Below are 21,555 nucleotides of genomic sequence, written 5' to 3'. Positions count from 1 at the left end.
CATGGCGAATATCGACTATACCCGCGCCGCCAAATACTTCCTGCTTCAGGATTTCTGGGGTGGCATGAAGCTGGGGCTGAAATACTTCTTCGCCCCCAAGGCGACCGTGAACTATCCGCATGAAAAGGGGCCGCTGTCGCCCCGGTTCCGCGGTGAACACGCGCTGCGCCGTTACCCCAATGGCGAGGAGCGTTGCATTGCCTGCAAGCTTTGCGAGGCGATCTGCCCGGCGCAGGCCATCACCATCGACGCCGAACCGCGCGAGGACGGCAGCCGCCGCACCACGCGTTATGACATCGACATGACGAAATGCATCTATTGCGGTTTCTGCCAGGAGGCCTGCCCGGTCGATGCCATTGTCGAAGGCCCGAATTTCGAGTTTGCCACCGAGACCCGCGAAGAGCTGTTCTATGACAAGGAGAAACTCCTGTCGAACGGCGACCGCTGGGAGGCCGAGATTGCCCGCAACCTGGAACTGGATGCGCCCTACCGATGACCGATGCGCCGAAAAACCCGTTCGAGATGATGCTCGCCCAGGCCCATGACATGGCCAAGGCGTTCAATCCGGCATTGGAGAACTTTTCGCCCTCCGAGGCCTTCAAGGGGTTCGAGGCGATGTGGCCCACCATGCCCAAAGAGGTCATGGAGCTGATGTTCGGCAACACCGTCAACAAGGACGGGCTGGATGCCAGGACCCGGCTGCTGCTGACGCTGGCGGGGCTCACCTGTCAGGGCGCTCAGGCCGATACCGCCGTGCGCCAGACGGTGCGCCACGCGCTGGAAGCGGGGGCAAGAAAACAAGAGATCGTGGAAACGATCGGACAGATGTCGGTCTTTGCCGGCATTCCGGCCATGACCCGCGCGCTGAACCTGGCGCAAGAGGTCATGGGCGATAATGGGGACGATGATAAATGAGCGTGTTTGCCTTTTACCTCTTTGCCATCAGCGCCATCACCGGCGGGCTGTTCACCGTGATCAGCCGCCAGCCGGTGCATTCGGTGCTGTGGTTGATCCTGGCCTTCATCTCTTCGGCGGGCCTCTTCGTGCTCCTGGGGGCCGAGTTCGTGGCCATGCTGCTGGTCATCGTCTATGTGGGCGCGGTCGCGGTTCTGTTCCTCTTCGTCGTGATGATGCTGGACGTGGATTTTGCCGAGCTGAAGGCCGAAATGGCGCGCTATATGCCGCTGGCCTTGCTGATCGGGCTGGTGATCCTGATGCAGTTCGTCATGGCCTATGGCGCCTGGGAAACCGCCGAGGGTGCCGCCGGGCATCTGGCCCAGCCGGTGCCGGCGGATCGCCACAATACCGAGGCGCTTGGCCTCATCATCTATGACCAGTATTTCCTTTTGTTCCAACTTGCCGGTCTGATCCTGCTGGTGGCGATGATCGGGGCCATCGTGCTGACCCTGCGCCACCGTCAGGACGTCAAGCGCCAGGATATCGTCGCACAGATGATGCGCGACCCGGCCAAGGCGATGGAACTCAAGGACGTGAAACCGGGGCAGGGGCTGTGAGCGACCCGATTTTTTGCAAAAAAATCGGCCCGAAATCTTTGCAAGATTTCGGTGCCGCGCGAAGGACAGGATGGACGAATGATCGGACTTGAACATTATCTAACGGTCGCGGCGACGCTGTTCGTCATCGGCATTTTCGGTCTGTTCCTGAACCGCAAGAACGTGATCGTGCTGCTGATGAGCATCGAACTGATGCTTCTGGCGGTGAACATCAACCTTGTGGCCTTCTCCTCGTTCCTGGGCGATCTGGTCGGGCAGGTCTTTACGCTCTTTGTCCTGACCGTCGCTGCTGCCGAGGCCGCCATTGGCCTCGCCATCCTCGTCTGTTTCTTCCGCAACCGCGGCACCATCGACGTCGAAGATGTCAACGTGATGAAGGGGTAAGGGATCATGGAAACAACCATCCTCTTTGCCCCGCTTGTGGGCGCCATCCTGTGCGGGTTCGGCTGGAAGTTCATCGGCGAAAAAGCCGCCATGTGGACCGCCACGGGCCTCTTGTTCCTGGCCTGCGCGCTCAGCTGGATCGTGTTCCTGGGCTTTGACGGCCATACCCAGCAGATCGAGATCCTGCGCTGGATCGAGAGCGGCTCGCTCTCGACCTCGTGGTCGATCCGCCTCGACCGGCTGACCGCGATCATGCTGATCGTGGTGACGACCGTCTCGGCGCTCGTGCATCTCTACAGCTTTGGCTACATGGATCACGACCCGCAGTGGCGCACCGGCGAAAGCTACAAGCCGCGCTTCTTTGCCTATCTGTCCTTCTTCACCTTCGCCATGCTGATGCTGGTGACGGCGGATAACCTGGTGCAGATGTTCTTTGGCTGGGAGGGTGTGGGCGTCGCCTCGTACCTGTTGATCGGGTTCTACTATCGCAAACCCAGCGCCAATGCGGCGGCGATGAAGGCGTTCATCGTCAACCGGGTGGGCGACTTCGGCTTTGCCCTGGGTATCTTTGCCCTGTTCTTCCTGGTCGACAGCATCAACTTCTCGGACATCTTCGCCGCTGTGCCGACGCTGGCCGAGACGCAGATGACTTTCCTCTGGCGTGAATGGAACGCGGCCGAGGTGATCGGCGTGCTGCTCTTCATCGGCGCAATGGGCAAATCGGCGCAGCTGATCCTGCACACCTGGTTGCCCGACGCAATGGAAGGCCCGACCCCGGTGTCGGCGCTGATCCACGCCGCAACCATGGTGACGGCGGGCGTGTTCCTGGTTTGCCGGATGTCGCCGCTTTACGAATTTGCACCGGGGGCTGCCGGGTTCATCACCGTGCTGGGCGCCACCACCGCGTTCTTTGCCGCGACCGTGGGGCTGGTGCAGACCGACATCAAGCGCGTGATCGCCTATTCGACCTGTTCGCAGCTGGGTTACATGTTCGTGGCCGCCGGCGTGGGCATGTATTCGGCGGCGATGTTCCACCTGTTCACGCACGCGTTCTTCAAGGCGCTTCTGTTCCTTGGCGCAGGCTCGGTCATCCATGCGATGCATCACGAGCAGGACATGATGAACTATGGCGCGCTGCGCAAGAAGATCCCCTATACCTTCTGGGCGATGATGATCGGCACGCTGGCCATCACCGGAGTCGGCATCCCGCTGACTACCATCGGCTTTGCCGGGTTCCTGTCCAAGGACGCGATCATTGAGAGCGCCTATGCGGGTGGGTCCGCCTACGGCTTCTGGCTGTTGGTGATCGCTGCGTTCATGACCTCGTTCTACAGCTGGCGACTGATCTTCCTGACTTTCTATGGCGAGGCGCGGGGCGACAAGCATACCCATGACCACGCCCATGAAAGCCCCAAGGTGATGCTGGTGCCGCTGGGCGTGCTCAGCCTGGGCGCGGTGTTTGCAGGCATGATCTGGTACGGCAACTTCTTTGGCCATGCCGATCAGGTGGGCAAGTTCTATGGCATCCCGGTGGCCGAGGCCGCGGCGGGTGGTCAGGACGCGGCCCATGGCGCCTCGGACAGCGACACGGTCAGTGGCAGCGATGCAAGCCATGGCAACGCGGACGCCGGTCACGGCGATGACGCGGCGCATGGCAAGGCCGAGGGCGAGCATCACGCAGCCTTTGCCGGGGCACCGGGTGAGGGGGCGCTTTACTTCGGTCCCGACAACCATGTGCTGGACGATGCCCACGCGGCTCCGAAATGGGTCAAGGTCTCGCCCTTCATCGCCATGGTGCTGGGTCTGGCGCTGGCCTACCTGTTCTACATCGTCAATCCCGAGCTGCCCAAGCGGCTGGCGGCCAATCAGCGTCCGCTCTACCTGTTCCTCAAGAACAAGTGGTATTTCGACGAGATCTATGACGCCATCTTTGTGCGTCCGGCGCTGGCCCTGGGCCGGCTGTTGTGGAAACGCGGTGACGGCGGCACGATCGACGGCTTCCTGAACGGCGTCGCCATGGGCGTGGTGCCCTATTTCACCCGCCTCGCGGGCAAGGCTCAGTCGGGCTACATCTTCACTTACGCTTTCTGGATGGTTCTGGGCATCGCTGCCCTGGTCACCTGGATGTCGATCGGCGGGGGCGCACACTGATGGACAACATCCTTTCCATTGTCACCTTCATCCCGGCCCTGGCCGCGGCGATCCTGGCCGTGTTCCTGCGGGGCGAGGATGCCGCAGCCCAGCGCAATGCCAAATGGGTGGCGCTGTTTGCGACGACCGTGACCTTCCTTGTGTCCATCGGTATCTATGCCGGCTTTGACCCGGCCGACACCGGCTTTCAGATGGTGGAAGAGGCCGAATGGCTGATGGGCCTGAAGTACAAGATGGGCGTTGACGGGATCAGCGTGCTCTTCGTGCTGCTGACCACCTTCATCATGCCGCTGACCATCCTGGCCAGCTGGGAGGTCACGACCCGCGTCAAGGAATACATGATTGCCTTCCTGCTCTTGGAAACGCTCATGCTGGGCGTGTTCATGGCGCTCGATCTGGTGCTGTTCTACCTGTTCTTCGAGGCGGGCCTGATCCCGATGTTCCTGATCATCGGTATCTGGGGCGGCAAGGAGCGCATCTATGCGTCCTTCAAGTTCTTCCTCTATACCTTCCTCGGCTCGGTGCTGATGCTGGTGGCGATGGTGTCCATGTATGTGGATGCCGGTACCACCGATATCGCGCTGCTGATGAAGCATCAGTTCTCGTCCGAAAGCTTCAGCGTGCTGGGCGTGCATGTGTTGGGCGGTGCGCAGACCCTGATGTTCCTGGCCTTCTTCGCCAGCTTCGCGGTCAAGATGCCGATGTGGCCGGTGCATACCTGGTTGCCGGACGCGCACGTGCAGGCGCCGACCGCCGGTTCGGTGGTGCTGGCTGCGATCCTGTTGAAGATGGGCGGCTACGGCTTCCTGCGCTTCAGCCTGCCGATGTTCCCCGTGGGGGCAGAGGTGATGACCGATCTGATCCTGTGGCTCTCGGCCATCGCGGTTGTCTACACCTCGCTTGTGGCGATGGTGCAGGAGGACATGAAGAAGCTGATCGCCTATTCCTCGGTCGCGCATATGGGCTTTGTCACCATGGGCATCTTTGCCGCCAACCAGCAGGGTGTCGACGGGGCCATCTTCCAGATGCTCAGCCACGGCTTCATCTCGGCGGCGCTGTTCCTGTGCGTGGGCGTGATCTATGACCGGATGCATACCCGCGACATCGACGCCTATGGCGGTCTGGTGAACCGGATGCCGACCTATGCCCGCGTGTTCATGCTGTTCACCATGGCTAATGTCGGCCTGCCGGGCACCAGCGGGTTCATCGGCGAGTTCCTGACCCTGATGGGCACCTTCCAGAAGAACACCTGGGTCGCGGCGGTGGCCGCCTCGGGCGTGATCTTCTCGGCGGGCTATGCGCTGTGGCTTTATCGCCGGGTGGTGTTCGGGGACCTGATCAAGGAAAGCCTGAAGGCAATCACAGACATGACCTCGCGCGAGCGCGCCATCTTTGCGCCGCTGATCGTGATGACCATCCTGCTGGGGGTCTACCCCGCGCTGGTCACCGATATCATCGGCCCCTCGACCGCCGCGCTGATTTCGAACTTTGACACGGCCCTGGCCGCGGCCGAAGCCGCGACCCAGGTCGCATCGCATTAAGGGAGCTTTGGGAACATGATCCAGGCTGATCTGTACATTATCCTGCCCGAGATCGTTCTGGCGCTCTATGCGATGGCGGCGTTGCTGGGGGCGGTCTATACGACCAAGGACGGGATGGGCCCGGCGCTGGTCTGGGCCACGGCGGCGCTGATGGCGGTGCTGGCGATCTGGATCGCGACCCAGGACAGCGGCACCCGCGTGGCATTCGGCGGCATGTTCGTCGATGACGCGTTCGCCCGCTTTGCCAAGGTGGCGATCCTGCTGTCGGCCGGTGCCGTTCTGCTGATGAGCCAGGATTACATGGCCCGGCGCGGGCTCTTGCGGTTCGAATATCCGCTGTTGGTGGCGCTGGCCGCTGTCGGCATGATGATGATGGTCAGCGCCGGCGACCTGATGTCTCTCTACATGGGTCTCGAACTGCAATCGCTGGCGCTCTACGTCGTGGCCTCGCTGCGTCGCGACAGCGTGAAATCGACCGAGGCGGGTCTGAAATACTTCGTGCTGGGTGCGCTGAGTTCCGGCCTGCTGCTTTATGGCGCCTCGCTGGTCTATGGCTATACCGGCACCACGCTGTTCTCGGGCATCCTGACCAGCGCCCATCATGGCGAGGTCTCGATCGGCCTGCTCTTTGGTCTGATCTTCCTGATCTCGGGTCTGGCGTTCAAGGTCTCGGCGGTGCCCTTCCACATGTGGACGCCGGATGTCTACGAAGGCTCGCCCACCCCGATCACCGCCTTCTTTGCCACCGCACCCAAGGTGGCGGCGATGGGCCTGTTCGCGCGGCTGATGTTCGATGCCTTCGGCAACGCGGTCAGCGATTGGCAACAGGTTCTGGTGGTGCTTTCGGTGCTCAGCATGTTCCTGGGCGCGGTGGCCGCGATCGGCCAGCGCAACATCAAGCGGCTGATGGCGTTCTCGTCCATCGCGCATATGGGCTATGCCCTGATCGGTCTGGCGGCGGGCACCCAGGCGGGCGTGCAGGCGATGCTGGTCTATCTGGCGATCTACGTCACCATGAACGTAGGCACCTTTGCCTTTATCCTGATGATGGAGCGGGACGGCCAGCCGGTGGTGGATATCGACGCCCTGCGCCAGTTCTCGCGCCGTGATCCGGGCAAGGCGCTGGCGGTGCTGATCCTGATGTTCAGCCTTGCGGGCGTGCCGCCGATGCTGGGCTTCTTCGCCAAGCTGGGCGTCTGGCAGGCCGGTATCGATGCCGGGCTGATGGGGCTGGTCGTGGCCTCGGCCATCGCGTCGGTCATTGGTGCCTTCTACTATCTGCGCATCGTGTTCTACATGTATTTCGGCGCCGAGAACGAGGAACCGATCGACACCCATTCCTCGCCCGTGCTCTGGGTGGCGCTGATGGGGTCGGCCGCGATGATGCTGGTGGGGCTGTTCTATCAGTTCGGGGTTGAAGGGGCGGCTGCGGCCGCGGCGGCGACGCTTGTCAACTGATCCTGCAACACAACCGACAAAGGGGGGCTCGGTCCTAGGACCGGGCCTTTTTGCGCAATGACTGATTGGCCCCAAGGCTATGGCAAGCGGGTGCTGGACGAGGTCGACAGTACCCTGAACGAGGCAGGCCGGATCGCGCCCACGCTGTCGGGTCCGGAATGGATCATGGCGCGGCGCCAGACCGCCGCCCGAGGGCGGCGGGGCAGGGCCTGGGTGCAAGCGCAGGGCAATCTGGCGGCAACATTGGTGATGCGCCCGGTGGGCGAGGCCAAGCAGGCCGCGCTGCGCAGTTTTGTCGCGGCGCTGGCGCTGTTCGATGCCTGCGTGGCGGTGACCGGACGGGCCGAGGGGCTGTCGCTGAAATGGCCCAATGACGTGCTGCTGAACGGCGGCAAGCTGGCGGGTATCCTGCTGGAAAGCTCCGGCCTCGGCAGTGGTGTGGCGCACTTGGCCATAGGCGTTGGGGTCAACCTGGCCGATGCCCCCGGCGCCGACGCGGTCGAGCCGGGCGCGGTCCGCCCGGTCTCGCTGTTGTCAGAGACCGGTGCGCAGGTCGAGCCCGAGTTGTTCCTGACCGAACTGGCCGCCGCCTTTGCCCGGTATGAGGCGCAATTCCTGACCTATGGCTTTGCCCCTATCCGCAGTGCCTGGCTGGCCCGCGCCGCCCGCCTGGGCGAGGTGATCACCGCCCGTACCGCAACGTCTGAAACCGTGGGCACCTTTGAAACGGTGGACGCCGACGGCAACCTTGTCCTAAACACCGCCCAGGGCCGGGTCAGCATCCCGGCGGCAGAGGTCTATTTCTAGGGGAGACAAGGCCATGCTTCTGGCCATTGACTGCGGCAATACCAATACCGTCTTCTCGATATGGGATGGCGAGAAATTCCTGTGCACGCTCAGGACCTCGACCCATCACGCGCGCACGGCGGATGCCTATTTCACCTGGTATTCCACCCTGATCAAACATTACGGGATCGAGACCGACATCACCGATGTGATCATCTCGTCCACGGTGCCGCGCGTGGTGTTCAACCTGCGCGTCTTTGCCGACCGGTTCTTTGGCTGCCGTCCGCTGGTGGTGGGCAAGCCCGACTGCCTGTTGCCGGTTCAACCGCGCGTCGATGCGGGCACCGCCGTCGGCCCCGACCGTCTGGTCAATGCCGCCGGTGCCTATGACCGGCATGGCGGAAACAAGATCGTGGTCGATTTCGGCACCGCCACCACATTCGACGTGGTCGATGACGATGGCGCCTATGTGGGTGGCGTGATCGCGCCCGGTGTGAACCTCAGCCTCGAGGCGCTGCATATGGCGGCGGCGGCGCTGCCACATGTGGATATCGCCAAGCCGCAGGCGGTGATCGGCACCAATACAGTGGCCTGCATGCAATCGGGCGTGTTCTGGGGCTATGTCGGTCTGGTCAAGGAAATCTGCGCCCGGATCAAGGGCGAACGCGACCGGGATATGCAGGTCATTGCCACCGGCGGGCTGGCGGCGCTGTTTCAGCAAAGCGAAATTCTGTTCGATATCTTCGAAGACGATCTGACGATGCACGGGCTGACCGTGATCCATCGCTATAACAAGGAAAACGGGACCGTATGAGCCGTGAGAGATTGATCTACCTTCCATTGGGGGGCGCCGGCGAGATCGGCATGAATGCCTATGTCTATGGCTATGGCCAGCCGGGCAAGGAGCGGCTGATCCTGGTCGATATCGGTGTTGCCTTCTCCGATATGGACACCACGCCGGGGGTGGATCTGATCTGGGCCGACATCTCGTGGCTGCGCGAGAATGTCGACCGGCTTGAGGCGGTGTTCATCACCCATGCGCATGAGGATCACGTGGGCGCGGTCGCCCATACCTATGACCAGTTGCGCAAACCGATCCACGCGCGTGCCTTTTCCGCCAATATCGCCCGGCGCAAGATGTCCGAACTGGGCCTGCCCGAGGAGGCGGTACAGACGGTTTCGGCCTGGCCCGAGCAGGTGCGGGCCGGACCCTTTACCGTCGGGTTCCTGCCGGTGTCGCATTCGATCCCGGAAAGCGCCGCGCTGGTCATCGACACGCCGGCAGGACGGATCGTGCATAGCGGAGATTTCAAGCTCGACCCCAACCCGGTGGTAGGCGAGGCCTTTGATCCCGAACTGTGGGGCTCGGTGGGCAAAAGCGGGGTGCGGGCACTGGTCTGCGACTCCACCAACGTGTTCTCGCCCAATCCGGGCCGTTCGGAATCCGAGGTCGGCCCCGAGATCGAGAAACTGGTGGCGGGCGCCACCGGCATGGTGGTGGCGACCACCTTCGCCTCGAACGTGGCGCGGGTGCGGACCCTGGCCGAGGCGGGCGCCCGGGCCGGGCGCTCGGTGGTGCTGCTCGGTCGCGCGATGCGGCGGATGATCGAGGCCTCGATGGAAACCGGCGTGCTGACCGAGTTTCCGCCTGTGATCAGCCCGGAAGAGGCGCAGGACATCCCGCGCGATCACCTGATGCTGATCGTGACCGGCAGTCAGGGCGAACGGCGCGCCGCCAGCGCCCAGCTGGCGCGCGGCAAGTATCGCGGGCTGGAACTGGCCGAGGGCGATCTGTTCCTGTTCTCGTCCAAGACCATCCCGGGCAACGAAAAGGAAGTCATCCGTATCATCAACCAGCTCAGCGAAAAGGGCGTTGACGTGGTCGATGACAGCTCGGGCCGGTATCACGTATCGGGCCATGCCAACCGACCTGATCTGGAGCGGGTACATGCGCTGATCGACCCGCAGATGGTGATCCCGATGCATGGCGAGCACCGGCACCTGCGCGAACATGCGCGCGTGGCCGAGGCGGGCGGGCGTCAGGGCGTGGTGGCGGTGAACGGCACCATGCTGGACCTCAGCGGCAATGCGCCCGTGGTGGCCGCCCATATCGAGACCGGGCGCACCTATCTTGACGGCACGGTGCAGGTGGGCGCGCTGGACGGGGTGATCCGCAACCGTATCCGGATGGCCCTGAACGGGCATGTGACGGTCACGGTGATCCTGGACGAAGAGGACGAACCGCTGGGCGAACCCTGGTGCGACATCATGGGTCTGCCCGAGATCGGAAGCTCCAAGGCGCCGCTGGTCGATGTGTTGGAGGAGGACCTGAACCAGTTCCTCATGCGCTCGAACCAGAAGACCCTGCGCGACGACGACCGGCTGGAAGAGGCGCTGCGCCGCATCGCACGCCAGACTGCTCAGGCGGAGATCGGCAAGAAGCCGGAAGTAACGGTGGTAATCAGCCGCATGCGCTGAGCCGGGCGCGGGACAAGGTCTTGAAAAAGACCTTGTGGGCAAGATTTGACTTCAAATCTTGCCGCGCCAGGCCAAGGCCGGGTTACCCGGTCTCGGGCATCGGATAGCCGCGCAGGCGCAGGAACAGGCTCGCCTCTTCGTTGTTGTGGAAATAGGGCACCGAGGCGGGCGGTTCCGGGTCGGCCACCCGGCCCGCGACCTCTGCCAGCACCACCTCGGTGATGAAGGGCAGATCGAACCGGCGCGCGTCTTTCAGCGGGATCCATTGCAGGTGTGACAGCTCGTCCGAGGCATGGGTGAAATCGTCCAGGTCGCCCGAGATCGCCCCGGCATCGACCAGAAAGAACCGCGCGTCGAACCGGCGCGGTCTGCCGGGTGGGGTGAGAGCCCGGAACACGAATTGCAGCGCCTCGGCCGCCGGCAGGTAGCCGGTCGCCGCAAAGCTTTGCCAATCGGCGGGCACCGCGCCGGGCCAGTCACCGGGGCGGCCCAGGATCAGGCCGGTCTCTTCCCACAACTCGCGCACCGCGGCCACCGCCAGCGCATGACCCAAGCCCTGAGGCGCCTTTTCGGTCAGCCGGTCGGCGCAGACAGGTGGCAGGGGGCTTGCCAGCGGAACCTGCGCGTCCTCGGCATCCACCGCGCCACCGGGGAATACGAACTTGTTGGGCATGAACGCCGCCTTGGCGCCACGCTGCCCCATCAGGATGGCGGGATTGTCCAGCCGGTCGCGCAGCACGATTACCGTGGCCGCATTGCGGATTGCCGTCTTGTCCTGCTGCTCTGTCATGTCCCCTCCTGCCGGGCCGGGGATCAGCGGTTCTTGTCGAACCCGTGCATACGGCGTGCCCATTGATAGGCGACCACCATCCCCTTCAGCCGAGGCAAAAGGTAGAGCGAGAGGCTCAGGCATCCAAGCGCAAAAATGGTGAACAGCGTCATCGGGCTGGGCCGCCAGGTCTCGAACACCACCAGCAACAGCGGTGCCATCAGGTGGCCCACCAGCAGGATGGTCAGATAGGCCGGGCCGTCATCGGCACGGTGATGCATGTATTCTTCGCCGCATTCGCTGCAATGGTCGTTCACCTTGAGATAGGAATGCAGCAGCCGCCCCTCGCCGCAATTGGGGCAACGCCCGCGAAAGCCCGTCAGGATGGCGGGCCAGGTCGGGCGGTCGGTCTCGGCGCAGAGGGCTTGATCGGTCATGGGGTCTCTCGGTCTGGGATTGCCCGTCAATCTGGGCCTGTTTCGTCGCCGGGAAAAGGCCACTTGCGGGCCTTGCGTCGGCATGTCGCAAAAAGGGGCGGGTTCAGGGCATCTTTACCCCGGCGCGCCAGCAATGGCAAAATATTGTCGCCGCCCGCGACGGAGTTTCACCGCCCGGCCGTTACAAGGATACGAACGGCGGCACGGGGCCGCTGGCGAGCAAGGGAAACCGATATGAAACATGCAGGCTTTATCGCAGCCCTCCTTTTGACCGGTGTCGCGGTCACAGCCACCTCGGCGCTGGCGATGGGTCCGGGGGGCGGCATGCGCCACACCTTTTCCGAGATCGATGCCGATGGCGATGGCAAGATCACTCCTGAAGAGATGGAAGGCCATCGGGCCGCCATGTTCACCGGTGCCGATACCGATGGCGACGGCAAGCTGAGCCAGGCCGAGCTTGAGGCGCAGGCCATGGCCCGCGCCAAGGAGCATGTCGCAAGGATGCTGGAGCAGCATGACGCCAACAAGGACGGAGCATTGAGTCAGGACGAGATGCCAAAGCACCGGAAAGAGGGCAAATCCAAGCGTATGTTCGAACATATGGATGCCGATGGCGACGGGGCGATCTCGGAGCAGGAGTTTTCGGAAATGCAGGCTCGGGGGCATGACCGCCATGGCGGCCATGGCATGAAACACGGTTGCGACGGTAAACGGAAAAACTGAGACCGATGGAGCGACGCGCTTCGACAGACGGGCCGGCAGAGGCCGCCGGCCCGGCGGACGAGGCGCTGTTGCGACTGTTTGCCAAGGGCGATCCCCAGGCGGCGCGGGATCTGACCGGTCGCCTGGGGCCTCGGGCCTTCTCCGTGGCGCTCAGGGTGCTGGGCAACCGGGCCGAGGCCGAGGACGTGGCACAAGAGGCGATGCTGCGCCTGTGGCGGATGGCGCCCGAGTGGGAGCCGGGCCGGGCGCAGGTGAGTACATGGCTCTACCGTGTGACGCTGAACCTGTGCCTTGACCGCAAGCGGCGGGCGCAGGCGGTCGATCTGGGCACCGTGCCCGAACCGCCGGACGAGGCGCCACCAGCGATCGAGGTGCTGCAACAGGCGGCGCGGGTCGATGCGTTGCAGGCGGCACTGATGCACCTGCCGGACCGGCAGCGGCAGGCGGTGGTCCTGCGCCATATCGAGGAACTCTCGAACCCCGAGATCGCCGAGATCATGGGGATCGGGGTCGAGGCGGTGGAAAGCCTGACAGCACGGGGGAAACGGGCGCTTGCCGGGCAACTGGCCGGTCAGCGCGCAGCTTTGGGGTATGACGATGACGGATGACATGACCGATCTGGACCGGATGCTGCACGCGGCGCGCGCCGGGCGGGACGACCTGCCCGAGGCGCTGGCGCAGCGGATGCTGGCCGACGCGGCCGGGGTACAGGCCAGCCTGACCCCACGGCCCGTGCCGGGGCGCGATCTGCATGCGCATGGCGCCTGGCGTGCTCTGCTGGCGGCGCTGGGGGGCTGGCGCGGCATGGGCGGGCTGGCCACCGCCTGCGCGGCGGGGGTCTGGATCGGCGTCGCACCACCCGAATTCCTGCCGGATCCGGCGCAGCTCGTGCTGGGTGCGCAGACCGAAACCGAGACGCTGGGGTTCTACGACCTGGCCGACATCATCAGCGAGGATGGGTGAATGACAGAGGAGAAAAAGACGCTGGGCTGGCCGCTCCGCCTGTTGTTGCTGGGCTCGCTGGCCCTCAACCTGCTGGTGATCGGTCTGGCGGTGGGGGCCATCTGGCGCTTTGGCGGTGATCATGGTCATCGGCCACCGCTGCCGATGGCGGCAACGCTGTACAGGGCCTTGCCGGATGCCGACCGCGACTATCTGCGCCAGCATGCGCATGGGCGGCTGGATGCCCGGCAGACACGTCGCGCGCAGGATATGGCCGAACTGGCGGCGGCACTCAGGGCTTCGCCCTTCGACGCCGCGCGGTTCGCCGCGCTTCTGGAACAGCATGAAATGCGGCGGGCCGAGGGGCATGAGGTCATGCGCGCGGCATTGATCGACCGGATCGCCGCGATGGATACCGGTGCGCGTGCCGCCTATGCCGGCCGCATCGAACGGATGCGGATGCACGGACATCCCCGGCGCGACCGGGACTAGGGCGAAGGGTGGCTCAGGCCGCTGCCGCCTCGGCCAGCGACACCCGGTTGCGCCCGGTATCCTTGGCCCGATAGAGCGCCCGGTCCGCTTGTGCGATCAATTCGCCGGGGCTGAGCGGTGGTTCGGTTCCGGCGGGGGTGACGGTGACAAGCCCGATACTGGTGGTGACCGTGATCGGTTGGGCCTGACCCGGCACCACGAAGGGTTCCCCATTGATGCGGGCACAAAGCCGCGAGGCGGCCCCAAGCGCCTGTGTCTGCGAAACGCCCGGCAGCACGATCAGAAACTCCTCTCCGCCGATGCGGGCTAACAGGTCGCCCGCGCGCATCTGACAGCTCAATCGCCGGGCGGTTTCGACCAGAACGGCGTCGCCGGCGGGGTGACCAAAGCGGTCGTTGATGCCCTTGAAATGGTCCAGATCCGCCAGCATCACCGCAAAGGGCTGCCCGGTCTCGGCGGCCTCGTTCAGGATGCGGTCCAGCGCGGGCAGGGCGTACCGTCGGTTGTGCAGCCCGGTCATCGGGTCGGTCAGTGCCGCCTGCAGGCGCGCGTTCAGCGTGCTGCGGAACCGGTCCGCGCGGGCCTTGCGCCGCAGCAGCGTTTCCAGCCGGAGCACCAGTTCACGCAGGGCAAAGCCGCCGGGCATCACATCGTCGGCGCCCCGGTCCAGCGCATCGGCGGCAAGATGCGCGTTGGCGGGATTGGGGATGGCCAGGATGGCGGCATTGCGTGTGCTGCCGCGGGCGCGCAGATCGGCCAGCAGGCGCAGGCCGGTGGTGCCGTCGCTCAACTCGACCACGATCACATCGGGCTCGCGGTCACGCAGCAGGTGCTGGATATCCTCCATCCGATGCAGGTCGATCCGATGGGCCACATGCCCCTTGAGGCGGCTGCGCCAGATGGCGCCGGTGCCGGGGGTCTGGGTGACCAGCGCGATATCGGCGATCCGGGCAGGACCGCGGAACGCGGCGGTCTCCTCGGAAAAGCCCATGTCGCGAGCGCCGCTTTGCAGGCGCAATTCTTCGATCCCGGCATAGGCGCGGATCAGGCTGCGGACCCGCGCCAGCAGCACCACGTCGTCATAGGGTTGGGACAGCACGTCCTCGATCCCGCTCTCCAGCGCGCTCAGCCGGGCGGTATGGTCGTTCTGCCCGGCGATGGCGATCATCGGGATATTGGCCAGGCTCTCATCGGCGAGCAGGACGCGTTTGACATCCATCGCGGTGCCATCTGGCAGGGTCATCGCGCACAGGATCAGGTCCGGGCGCACCCGGCGCAGCAACGCGCCTATCCCCTCCAGCCGGTCGGTCTGCACCACATGGTACCAGGCTGCCGACAGCTGCACCTTGAGCATGATCCGGTTGGTGGAGACACCGTCGAGGATCAGTATCGTTCCCTGCACGGTCCCAGCCTTTCGACTATTGTTTCCAATTCTTGTCAAAGTGTTTATGAGACAGGTTAACAAACCCTTTCCAACCCTCTCCCAGCCGGAGCTTGCATGCGAATTTCCGCCGATGCCGCCGAAACGCTGGCCTTGCAGGCGCTGACCTGGCTGGTGACCAATGACGAGCTGTTACCTGTGTTTCTGGGGTCGACCGGCGCCGATATCGGCGATCTGCGCGCGCGGGCGGGAGACAGGCAGTTTCTGGCCTCGGTGCTGGATTTCCTGACGATGGATGACGCCTGGGTCATTGCCTTTTGCGATGAACAGGGCATTGCTTATGATCAGCCGATGCAGGCGCGCGCCGTTCTGGGTGGTGGCGAGATGCATTGGACCTGACCCAGACAGACGGAGCCATATCACATGCCGATCGACGCGCTCTTGTTCGACAAGGACGGAACACTCTTTGACTTTGCCGCCACCTGGGGGGCCTTCGGGCGTGCCTTTCTGATCCGCATCGGCGATGGCGATGCGGCACGTGCGGCGCAGTTGGGCGCCATGATCGGTTTCGATTTCGATGCCGCGCGCTATGCCCGTGACAGTGTGGTGATCGCAGGCACGCCGGGCGAGATCGCCGAGGTTTTGCTGCCAGAGCTTCCGGGGGTCAGCCACGGCGCGTTGGTCGACATGATCAACGAGGAAAGCGCCCGCGCGCCGCAGGTTCAGGCGGTGCCGCTGGCGCCCTTTCTTGATGCGATGCGCGCGCGCGGCCTCAGGCTGGGCGTTGCCACCAATGATGGCGAGGCCCCGGCGCGGGCGCATCTGGGCTCGGTCGGGGTGGCGGACCGGTTCGATTTCATCGCCGGGTTCGACAGCGGCCATGGGGCGAAGCCGGGGCCGGGGCAGTTGTTGGCCTTTGCCGACCGGATCGGGCTTGACCCGGCGCGCGTGGCCATGGTGGGCGACAGTACCCATGACATGATGGCCGGGCGCGCGGCCGGCATGACCACGGTGGCAGTGCTCACCGGTCTGGCCGGGGTCGAGGATCTGTCCCCTCATGCCGATGTCGTCCTGCCCCATATCGGCCATATTGGCGACTGGTTGGGGCACTGACGCGAAATTTTGCGTCAATACGCCGCTGCGCTGACCAAAAGCGACATGACGTGTCGTGGATAGAGCGGCTTTGCCCCGACAAGATGGGAACCTGACCAAAATGTCAGGAGGGTTCCATGGCTGATACCGATACCCGCAAACGCCGCGGCGGAGGCCGCGCCGGCGCCGCCGCCCGCAGGGGCAAGGCCGTCATCGAGCAGATGCCGTGGCGCCTGCCGGTCAATACCGACCGCCCGACCGAGCCGCTGCCCCCCGAGGGCGTCGAGGCGATCCATGACGGCGCCATGCGCATCCTCGAAGAGATCGGCGTCGCCTTTTACAACGAAGAGGCATTGGCGCTGTTCCGCGAGGCCGGGTGCAGCGTGGATGGCGAGATCGTCCGCATGGGCCGCGACTGGGTGATGGAGATGGTGGCCAAGGCGCCGCACGAGTTCACCCTGACCCCGCGCAACCCGGACCGCACGCTCAGGATCGGCGGCAATGTGATCCTGTTCGGCAATGTCTCCTCACCGCCCAACTATTGGGACATGGAGATCGGCCGCAAGGTGCCCGGAAATCGCGAGCAATGCCGCAACCTGTTGAAACTGACGCAGTATTTCAACTGTATCCATTTCGCGGGCGGCTATCCGGTCGAGCCGGTGGATATCCACGCCTCGGTCCGGCATCTCGACGTGCTCTATGACAAGCTCACGATCTCGGACAAGGTCATGCATGCCTATAGCCTGGGCAAGGAGCGGGTCGAGGACGTGATGGAGATGGTGCGCATCGCCGGGGGCCTCAGTGACGAGGAGTTCGAGGCGACGCCGCGGATGTATACCAACATCAACTCGACCTCGCCGCTGAAACACGACCATCCGATGATCGACGGCTGCCTGCGGCTGGCGCGGCGGGGACAGGCGATCGTGGTGACGCCCTTTACGCTGGCGGGCGCGATGGCGCCGGTGACCATGGCAGGCGCCGTGGCGCAATCGCTGGCCGAAGCGCTATGTGCCATTGCCCTGTTCCAATATGTGCGCCCCGGCATTCCCTGCGTGATCGGCACGTTTACCAGCAATGTGGACATGAAATCCGGTGCGCCCGCCTTTGGCACGCCGGAATACATGCGCGCCACCCAGATGACCGGCCAGATGGCGCGGTTCTACGGCTTGCCGGTGCGGTCCTCCGGGGTCTGCGCCGCCAACGTGCCCGATGGCCAGGCCATGTGGGAGACGTCGAACTCGCTCTGGGCGGCGGTGCAGTCGGGCACCAACATGGTCTATCACGCCGCCGGTTGGCTGGAGGGCGGGCTGATCGCCAGCCCCGAGAAGTTCATCATGGATTGCGAGGTGCTCCAGCAGATCCAGCGCTATATGGAGCCCGCCACCTATGCCACCACGCCGGACGATATCGCGCTGGAGGCGATCCGCGCGGTGGGCAATGACGGGCATTTCTTTGGTATCCAGCACACCCAGGACCGCTATACCACCGCCTTCTACCAGCCGTTCCTGAGCGACTGGAAGAATTACGAGGGCTGGGAGGCGGCAGGCGCCATCTGGACGCCCGAACGTGCGCATCACCTGTTCAAGGAGATCATCGGCAGTTTCGAGGCGCCGGAGATGGACGAAGGGATCCGCGAGGAGCTGGCCGATTTCGTGGCCCGCCGCAAGGCCGAGGGCGGCGCGCCCACGGATTTCTGACCGCTCTGCCTGTGCGTCTTTGCCGTTGGCATTCGCCACACGCGCCTCATAGACTGGGGCAGGGCAGGTGGCGCAAGAGGCGGGCATGACGGATCTGGACGTGACGGTTGCGATACGGGACCGGCTGGCGCAGGCCGCCGCCGGGACGCTGGCCGCGCTGGCGCTTTGGGCGCTGGCCGAGGTCTGGGGCCGCGAGGTGCTTCCCGAACGGGTCTGGCTCTGCCTGCTGAGCCTGGTTCTGGTGCAATCGGGCGCCACGCTGGCGCTGGCGGGTCCGGTGGGCCTGTTGCGGGGCGCGGTCATGAGCCTGTGGCTGTCGCTGCCCGCGACCCTGCTGACCTGGTCGGTGGCCAGCAGGTTCGACCCGGCCTCGCGCCTGTTGCAGCATCCGCAACTGGTGCTGGCGCTGGCGGGCTTTGTCTTTGTCGCGCTGCCCTTCCTGGTGGTCCGGGCCGAGGGGCGGGGCCGCATGTTCGATTATGCCAGCCTGTTTGCTGCCACCTGGGAAACCGCCCTGCGCTTCGTGTTGGCCTGGGTCTTTGTCGGCCTGTTCTGGGGCGTGCTGTTGCTGTCGGATGCACTGCTTGACCTTGTCGGGGTGGGGGTGATCGACAGGATACTGGAAGAGGGGGTGCTGTTTTACGCGCTCAGCGGCGCGGTGCTGGGTTTCGCCCTTGCGGTGATCCACGAGGCGCGAAGCAGGGTTTCTCCCTATCCGGTGTTGCGGCTCTTGCGGCTGCTGCTGCCGGTGTTGCTGACCGTCATGGTGCTGTTTCTGGCGGCGTTGCCGCTGAGGGGGCTGAGCGGACTGTTCGGCGATCTGTCCTCGGCCGCGATCCTGCTGGCCACTGCCGCTGCGGCGATCACATTGATCTCGACCGCGCTCGACCGGGACGAGGCGCATGCGGTCAACTCGCCTGGTCTGCGCAGCAGCACCCGGGCGTTGGCCATCCTGCTGCCGGTACCAATCGCGCTTGCGGTCTGGGCGCTGGGCATCCGGGTCACCGGTTATGGCTGGACGCCCGCGCGCCTGTTCGCCGCGCTCAGCGCTGGCTTGATGGCCATCTATGGGCTGGGCTATTGCCTGCTGGCGCTGCGCGGTGGCGACTGGACCGCGCGCCTGCGCCGGTTCAACGTGACGATGGCGGTGTTGTTGCTGGTGGCCTCGGCCCTGTGGTTGACACCGCTGCTCGACAGCCTGCGGATCTCGACCGCGAGTCAGGTCGCGCGCTATGCCGAGGCGCGGGCGGAGCGGGGCGAATTGCCGATCTGGGAGATGACCCATGACTGGGGCCGCGCCGGGCAGGCCGGGCTGGAGCAGCTGCGGCAACTGGCCATGGCACGCGAGGACGCCGGGCTGATCCGAGCGCTGGAGCGGGCCCGCGAGGTGGACAGCCGCTATCTTTTCGAGACGCCGGAACTGCCGCTGACCGAGGATCTGGTGCCCGAACTGGTGGCGCGGATGCAGGTGCGCCCGGACAGTGCCGGGCTGAGCGCGGCGGATCTGGCCGGCATTCCGCAACACGAGTTGCAAAGTTGGCGCGATGGATGCGCCCGTCCGCTGCCCGATGGGCGACCGGGATGCGCGCTGATCCGGGGCGCCTTCAGCCCGGCGGTTGCCGCCGAAGATCAGGCCATCGTGCTCTTTCTCGACGAACTGGGCCGGGTCCGGGCCACGCATCTGCGGCGGAATGCGGCGGGGGATCTGTTCCTGCGCCCTGCCGGAGACCCGCGGCAGAGCGGCGGACTGTCCGCGGCGCCAGAGCTGCTGATGCAGGCGCTGGATGGCGGCTTTGCCATCGTGCCCTCGGGCCAGCAGGCGCTGGAGATCGACGGAATGCTGATCTCACCCCGAGATTAGGAGCAATTCAAGGTAAAGACAGGGCGCTGTTGGCGCTTTGTTAATGTTTCGGATGCGACAGTACGGGCAAGCGTTAGGGGACCATCCATGCATGGGCTGATCAACAGGGCCATACAATCCTTTGTATGCAATACCTACGGGCAGAGCCGCTGGATCCGCGTGACGGAGGCGGCGCATCTCGGATTTGTCGAATTCGAGGCGATGCTTGTCTATGAGGATGAAACCTCGTTGCGGGTCTTGCAGGAACTGTGCCTGGAACTGGGTCGCCCGCAACGCGAAGTGCTGGAGGATCTGGGTACCTACCTGGTGTCGAACCCCAATACCGAGGCGCTCCGCCGGCTGCTGCGGTTCGGTGGCGTGACCTATCTTGAGTTCCTGCATTCGCTCGATGACTTGCCCGACCGGGCACGGCTGGCGGTGTCGGACCTGTATCTGCCAGCGCTGGAACTGCGCGAGGAGGCGGGAGGCCGGTTCAGCCTGACCTGTCATGCGGGCCTGCCCGGCTATGCCAATGTGATGATGGGGGTGCTGCGGGCCATGGCCGACGATTACGGTGCCTTGGTGATGCTGGAACATGCCGGAACGCGCGGCCGGGCCGAGGTGATCGAGATCACGCTGATCGAAACCGCCTTTGCCGAGGGGCGCAGTTTCGAACTGGGGGCGCGCGCGGGATGATTGATCTGGAAGACCTTGCCTTTCTGCTGGAACGGCTCTGTCCGATGTATGTGCTGCTGGACCGCTCTGGCCGGATGACCCGCGTCGGGCCCACCTTGCAGAAACTGCGTCCGGAGCAGCCGATGCAGGGCGAGAAGTTTCTGGAGACCTTCGAATTGCTGCGCCCCCGATCGGTGGCGACGGTACCGGCACTGATGGCCAGTTCCGGGGCCAAGCTGCATCTGAGCCTGCGGGACGAACCGCGCACCGCGCTCAAGGGGCTGATCGTGCCCCTGCCGGGCGAACAGGGGGCCATCGTCAACCTGTCCTTCGGCATCTCGATCCTGGACGCGGTGCGTGACTATGCACTGACCAGCGCCGATTTCTCGGGCACCGATCTGGCCATCGAACTGCTCTATCTGGTCGAGGCGAAATCGGCGGCGATGGAGGCCTCGCGCAAGCTAAACCTGCGGCTTCAGGGCGCGATGATCGCTGCCGAGGAGCAGGCCTTTACCGACACGCTGACCGGGCTCAAGAACCGCCGCGCGATGGATCATATCCTGTCACGGCTGCTGTCGGGGACCACCCCGTTCGCGCTGATGCATCTGGATCTCGACTATTTCAAATCGGTCAATGACACGCTGGGCCATGCCGCAGGTGACCATGTGCTGCAACACGTGGCCCGGGTCATGGTCGAAGAGACCCGCGGCGACGATACGGTGGCGCGGATCGGCGGTGACGAGTTCGTGCTGATCTTCAATCACCTGCAAGAGCGTGAACGTCTGGACAGCATCGCCCGCCGTCTGATCGACCGGCTGGAGGAGCCCATTCCCTTTAACGGCGAGGAATGCCGTATCTCGGCCAGCGTCGGAACGGTGCTGTCCTTGCAATTCGCCCGGCCCGAGGCCTCGGCCCTGCTGCATGCGGCCGATCTGGCGCTTTATGCCGCCAAGAGGGCAGGTCGGGCAACGCATCGGTTCTATGACGCGGACCTGTCCTCGGCGCGCGTCGAACCGCTTGAACGGGCGGGTACGCTGCTTGCCGGAGACGAGGCCGAAATCAGCCAGAGGACGGCCCGCAACCTGGCGGGTTGACGCCAGCGGTCCAAAGGCTGCGCTACAACAACCTTGACATTCCGCCGTGGGTTTGGTCGCATTGATCCAGTTTAGGTCATTTTCGAAACCGGGCCGTTGCG

General features: G+C 64.6%; 23 protein-coding genes. 20 read left to right on the top strand and 3 right to left on the bottom strand.

Translation table 11 applies throughout. The annotated features are described in order from the left end of the window. The first annotated feature begins 1 nt into the window (after position 1). The 10 genes from nuoI (at position 2) to AC2FLM_RS03565 (ending at position 10,312) form a co-directional block, all read left to right on the top strand. Positions 2–496 carry an NADH-quinone oxidoreductase subunit NuoI gene (gene nuoI, locus AC2FLM_RS03610; protein WP_234138978.1) on the top strand — a complete coding sequence of 165 codons (495 nt, stop codon included), beginning with the start codon at positions 2–4 and terminating at the stop codon, positions 494–496. Then, positions 493–915, top strand: coding sequence for a carboxymuconolactone decarboxylase family protein (locus tag AC2FLM_RS03605; RefSeq protein WP_234183185.1), 423 nt, complete (start codon positions 493–495; stop codon positions 913–915). The genes nuoI and AC2FLM_RS03605 overlap by 4 nt, the downstream gene beginning before the upstream one ends. Continuing rightward, the gene (locus AC2FLM_RS03600; protein WP_164128682.1) at positions 912–1,514 is read left to right on the top strand and encodes an NADH-quinone oxidoreductase subunit J; all 603 of its coding nucleotides are present in this window, start codon (positions 912–914) and stop codon (positions 1,512–1,514) included. The genes AC2FLM_RS03605 and AC2FLM_RS03600 overlap by 4 nt, the downstream gene beginning before the upstream one ends. A gap of 78 nt (positions 1,515–1,592) precedes the next feature. Further along, positions 1,593–1,898, top strand: a complete 306-nt coding sequence (gene nuoK, locus AC2FLM_RS03595; RefSeq protein WP_011048465.1) for an NADH-quinone oxidoreductase subunit NuoK — start codon at positions 1,593–1,595, stop codon at positions 1,896–1,898. 6 nt (positions 1,899–1,904) lie between these two features. After that, positions 1,905–4,049, top strand: coding sequence for an NADH-quinone oxidoreductase subunit L (nuoL, locus tag AC2FLM_RS03590; RefSeq protein WP_496855838.1), 2,145 nt, complete (start codon positions 1,905–1,907; stop codon positions 4,047–4,049). Next, the gene (locus AC2FLM_RS03585) at positions 4,049–5,590 is read left to right on the top strand and encodes an NADH-quinone oxidoreductase subunit M (RefSeq protein WP_234138983.1); all 1,542 of its coding nucleotides are present in this window, start codon (positions 4,049–4,051) and stop codon (positions 5,588–5,590) included. Before nuoL ends, AC2FLM_RS03585 begins: the two co-directional genes overlap by 1 nt. Positions 5,591–5,605: 15 nt before the next feature. Next, on the top strand, positions 5,606–7,048 hold the full coding sequence (gene nuoN / locus AC2FLM_RS03580; protein ID WP_234138984.1) for an NADH-quinone oxidoreductase subunit NuoN: 1,443 nt from the start codon (positions 5,606–5,608) through the stop codon (positions 7,046–7,048). 57 nt (positions 7,049–7,105) lie between these two features. Continuing rightward, complete coding sequence (locus AC2FLM_RS03575) at positions 7,106–7,855, top strand: biotin--[acetyl-CoA-carboxylase] ligase (RefSeq protein ID WP_496855835.1); 750 nt, start codon at positions 7,106–7,108, stop codon at positions 7,853–7,855. Between the two features lie 13 nt (positions 7,856–7,868). Beyond that, positions 7,869–8,648, top strand: a complete 780-nt coding sequence (locus AC2FLM_RS03570; protein WP_234138986.1) for a type III pantothenate kinase — start codon at positions 7,869–7,871, stop codon at positions 8,646–8,648. Continuing rightward, a complete protein-coding gene (locus AC2FLM_RS03565) occupies positions 8,645–10,312 on the top strand; it encodes a ribonuclease J (RefSeq protein WP_496855833.1) in 1,668 nt (555 codons plus the stop codon). Before AC2FLM_RS03570 ends, AC2FLM_RS03565 begins: the two co-directional genes overlap by 4 nt. An 82-nt stretch (positions 10,313–10,394) precedes the next feature. On the opposite strand, the gene AC2FLM_RS03560 is transcribed toward AC2FLM_RS03565, so the two are convergent. After that, positions 10,395–11,102, bottom strand: coding sequence for an NUDIX hydrolase (locus AC2FLM_RS03560; protein WP_496855831.1), 708 nt, complete (start codon positions 11,100–11,102; stop codon positions 10,395–10,397). Positions 11,103–11,125: 23 nt separating this feature from the next. Continuing rightward, positions 11,126–11,518 (bottom strand): DUF983 domain-containing protein, encoded by a 393-nt coding sequence (locus AC2FLM_RS03555; protein WP_234138989.1) that lies wholly within the window; start codon positions 11,516–11,518, stop codon positions 11,126–11,128. A 234-nt stretch (positions 11,519–11,752) separates the two neighbouring features. Between AC2FLM_RS03555 and AC2FLM_RS03550 the strand changes: the two genes are divergently transcribed. From AC2FLM_RS03550 to AC2FLM_RS03535, 4 genes are read left to right on the top strand one after another with little or no spacing between them, the layout of a single operon-like run. Further along, positions 11,753–12,241 (top strand): EF-hand domain-containing protein, encoded by a 489-nt coding sequence (locus AC2FLM_RS03550; protein WP_496855829.1) that lies wholly within the window; start codon positions 11,753–11,755, stop codon positions 12,239–12,241. 5 nt (positions 12,242–12,246) lie between these two features. Next, positions 12,247–12,849: an RNA polymerase sigma factor gene (locus AC2FLM_RS03545; RefSeq protein WP_496855827.1), complete on the top strand. Its 603-nt coding sequence runs from the start codon at positions 12,247–12,249 to the stop codon at positions 12,847–12,849. Further along, positions 12,839–13,204 carry a hypothetical protein gene (locus tag AC2FLM_RS03540; protein WP_234138992.1) on the top strand — a complete coding sequence of 122 codons (366 nt, stop codon included), beginning with the start codon at positions 12,839–12,841 and terminating at the stop codon, positions 13,202–13,204. Before AC2FLM_RS03545 ends, AC2FLM_RS03540 begins: the two co-directional genes overlap by 11 nt. After that, positions 13,205–13,675 (top strand): periplasmic heavy metal sensor, encoded by a 471-nt coding sequence (locus AC2FLM_RS03535; protein WP_496855624.1) that lies wholly within the window; start codon positions 13,205–13,207, stop codon positions 13,673–13,675. 13 nt (positions 13,676–13,688) lie between these two features. On the opposite strand, the gene AC2FLM_RS03530 is transcribed toward AC2FLM_RS03535, so the two are convergent. Beyond that, on the bottom strand, positions 13,689–15,077 hold the full coding sequence (locus AC2FLM_RS03530; protein WP_496855622.1) for a diguanylate cyclase: 1,389 nt from the start codon (positions 15,075–15,077) through the stop codon (positions 13,689–13,691). A gap of 96 nt (positions 15,078–15,173) precedes the next feature. Between AC2FLM_RS03530 and AC2FLM_RS03525 the strand changes: the two genes are divergently transcribed. The 6 genes from AC2FLM_RS03525 (at position 15,174) to AC2FLM_RS03500 (ending at position 21,454) form a co-directional block, all read left to right on the top strand. Beyond that, positions 15,174–15,455 carry a DUF3572 domain-containing protein gene (locus AC2FLM_RS03525; RefSeq protein ID WP_234143516.1) on the top strand — a complete coding sequence of 94 codons (282 nt, stop codon included), beginning with the start codon at positions 15,174–15,176 and terminating at the stop codon, positions 15,453–15,455. 24 nt (positions 15,456–15,479) lie between these two features. Further along, positions 15,480–16,169, top strand: coding sequence for an HAD family hydrolase (locus tag AC2FLM_RS03520; protein WP_496855620.1), 690 nt, complete (start codon positions 15,480–15,482; stop codon positions 16,167–16,169). Between the two features lie 116 nt (positions 16,170–16,285). Next, positions 16,286–17,845: a trimethylamine methyltransferase family protein gene (locus tag AC2FLM_RS03515; protein WP_496855618.1), complete on the top strand. Its 1,560-nt coding sequence runs from the start codon at positions 16,286–16,288 to the stop codon at positions 17,843–17,845. An 85-nt stretch (positions 17,846–17,930) separates the two neighbouring features. Beyond that, positions 17,931–19,706: a DUF4153 domain-containing protein gene (locus AC2FLM_RS03510; RefSeq protein WP_496855616.1), complete on the top strand. Its 1,776-nt coding sequence runs from the start codon at positions 17,931–17,933 to the stop codon at positions 19,704–19,706. An 87-nt stretch (positions 19,707–19,793) separates the two neighbouring features. Further along, on the top strand, positions 19,794–20,381 hold the full coding sequence (locus AC2FLM_RS03505; RefSeq protein WP_234143519.1) for a heme NO-binding domain-containing protein: 588 nt from the start codon (positions 19,794–19,796) through the stop codon (positions 20,379–20,381). Then, a complete protein-coding gene (locus tag AC2FLM_RS03500) occupies positions 20,378–21,454 on the top strand; it encodes a diguanylate cyclase domain-containing protein (protein WP_496855614.1) in 1,077 nt (358 codons plus the stop codon). Before AC2FLM_RS03505 ends, AC2FLM_RS03500 begins: the two co-directional genes overlap by 4 nt. Positions 21,455–21,555: the final 101 nt, after the last annotated feature.

This window comes from Ruegeria sp. SAZD011 (genome assembly GCF_059612545.1).
Note: the sequence above shows the minus strand (reverse complement) of the source record. Positions and strands in the feature narration are given on the sequence as shown.

Coding starts and splice junctions, on each gene's coding strand:
- AC2FLM_RS03605 (WP_234183185.1), top strand. CDS start 493: ATGACCGATGCGCCGAAAAACCCGTTCGAGATGATGCTCGCCCAGGCC.
- AC2FLM_RS03570 (WP_234138986.1), top strand. CDS start 7,869: ATGCTTCTGGCCATTGACTGCGGCAATACCAATACCGTCTTCTCGATA.
- nuoN (WP_234138984.1), top strand. CDS start 5,606: ATGATCCAGGCTGATCTGTACATTATCCTGCCCGAGATCGTTCTGGCG.
- AC2FLM_RS03560 (WP_496855831.1), bottom strand. CDS start 11,102: ATGACAGAGCAGCAGGACAAGACGGCAATCCGCAATGCGGCCACGGTA.
- AC2FLM_RS03500 (WP_496855614.1), top strand. CDS start 20,378: ATGATTGATCTGGAAGACCTTGCCTTTCTGCTGGAACGGCTCTGTCCG.
- AC2FLM_RS03555 (WP_234138989.1), bottom strand. CDS start 11,518: ATGACCGATCAAGCCCTCTGCGCCGAGACCGACCGCCCGACCTGGCCC.
- nuoL (WP_496855838.1), top strand. CDS start 1,905: ATGGAAACAACCATCCTCTTTGCCCCGCTTGTGGGCGCCATCCTGTGC.
- AC2FLM_RS03520 (WP_496855620.1), top strand. CDS start 15,480: ATGCCGATCGACGCGCTCTTGTTCGACAAGGACGGAACACTCTTTGAC.
- AC2FLM_RS03505 (WP_234143519.1), top strand. CDS start 19,794: ATGCATGGGCTGATCAACAGGGCCATACAATCCTTTGTATGCAATACC.
- nuoI (WP_234138978.1), top strand. CDS start 2: ATGGCGAATATCGACTATACCCGCGCCGCCAAATACTTCCTGCTTCAG.
- AC2FLM_RS03585 (WP_234138983.1), top strand. CDS start 4,049: ATGGACAACATCCTTTCCATTGTCACCTTCATCCCGGCCCTGGCCGCG.
- AC2FLM_RS03535 (WP_496855624.1), top strand. CDS start 13,205: ATGACAGAGGAGAAAAAGACGCTGGGCTGGCCGCTCCGCCTGTTGTTG.
- nuoK (WP_011048465.1), top strand. CDS start 1,593: ATGATCGGACTTGAACATTATCTAACGGTCGCGGCGACGCTGTTCGTC.
- AC2FLM_RS03565 (WP_496855833.1), top strand. CDS start 8,645: ATGAGCCGTGAGAGATTGATCTACCTTCCATTGGGGGGCGCCGGCGAG.
- AC2FLM_RS03515 (WP_496855618.1), top strand. CDS start 16,286: ATGGCTGATACCGATACCCGCAAACGCCGCGGCGGAGGCCGCGCCGGC.
- AC2FLM_RS03540 (WP_234138992.1), top strand. CDS start 12,839: ATGACGGATGACATGACCGATCTGGACCGGATGCTGCACGCGGCGCGC.
- AC2FLM_RS03545 (WP_496855827.1), top strand. CDS start 12,247: ATGGAGCGACGCGCTTCGACAGACGGGCCGGCAGAGGCCGCCGGCCCG.
- AC2FLM_RS03525 (WP_234143516.1), top strand. CDS start 15,174: ATGCGAATTTCCGCCGATGCCGCCGAAACGCTGGCCTTGCAGGCGCTG.
- AC2FLM_RS03510 (WP_496855616.1), top strand. CDS start 17,931: ATGACGGATCTGGACGTGACGGTTGCGATACGGGACCGGCTGGCGCAG.
- AC2FLM_RS03600 (WP_164128682.1), top strand. CDS start 912: ATGAGCGTGTTTGCCTTTTACCTCTTTGCCATCAGCGCCATCACCGGC.
- AC2FLM_RS03575 (WP_496855835.1), top strand. CDS start 7,106: ATGACTGATTGGCCCCAAGGCTATGGCAAGCGGGTGCTGGACGAGGTC.
- AC2FLM_RS03550 (WP_496855829.1), top strand. CDS start 11,753: ATGAAACATGCAGGCTTTATCGCAGCCCTCCTTTTGACCGGTGTCGCG.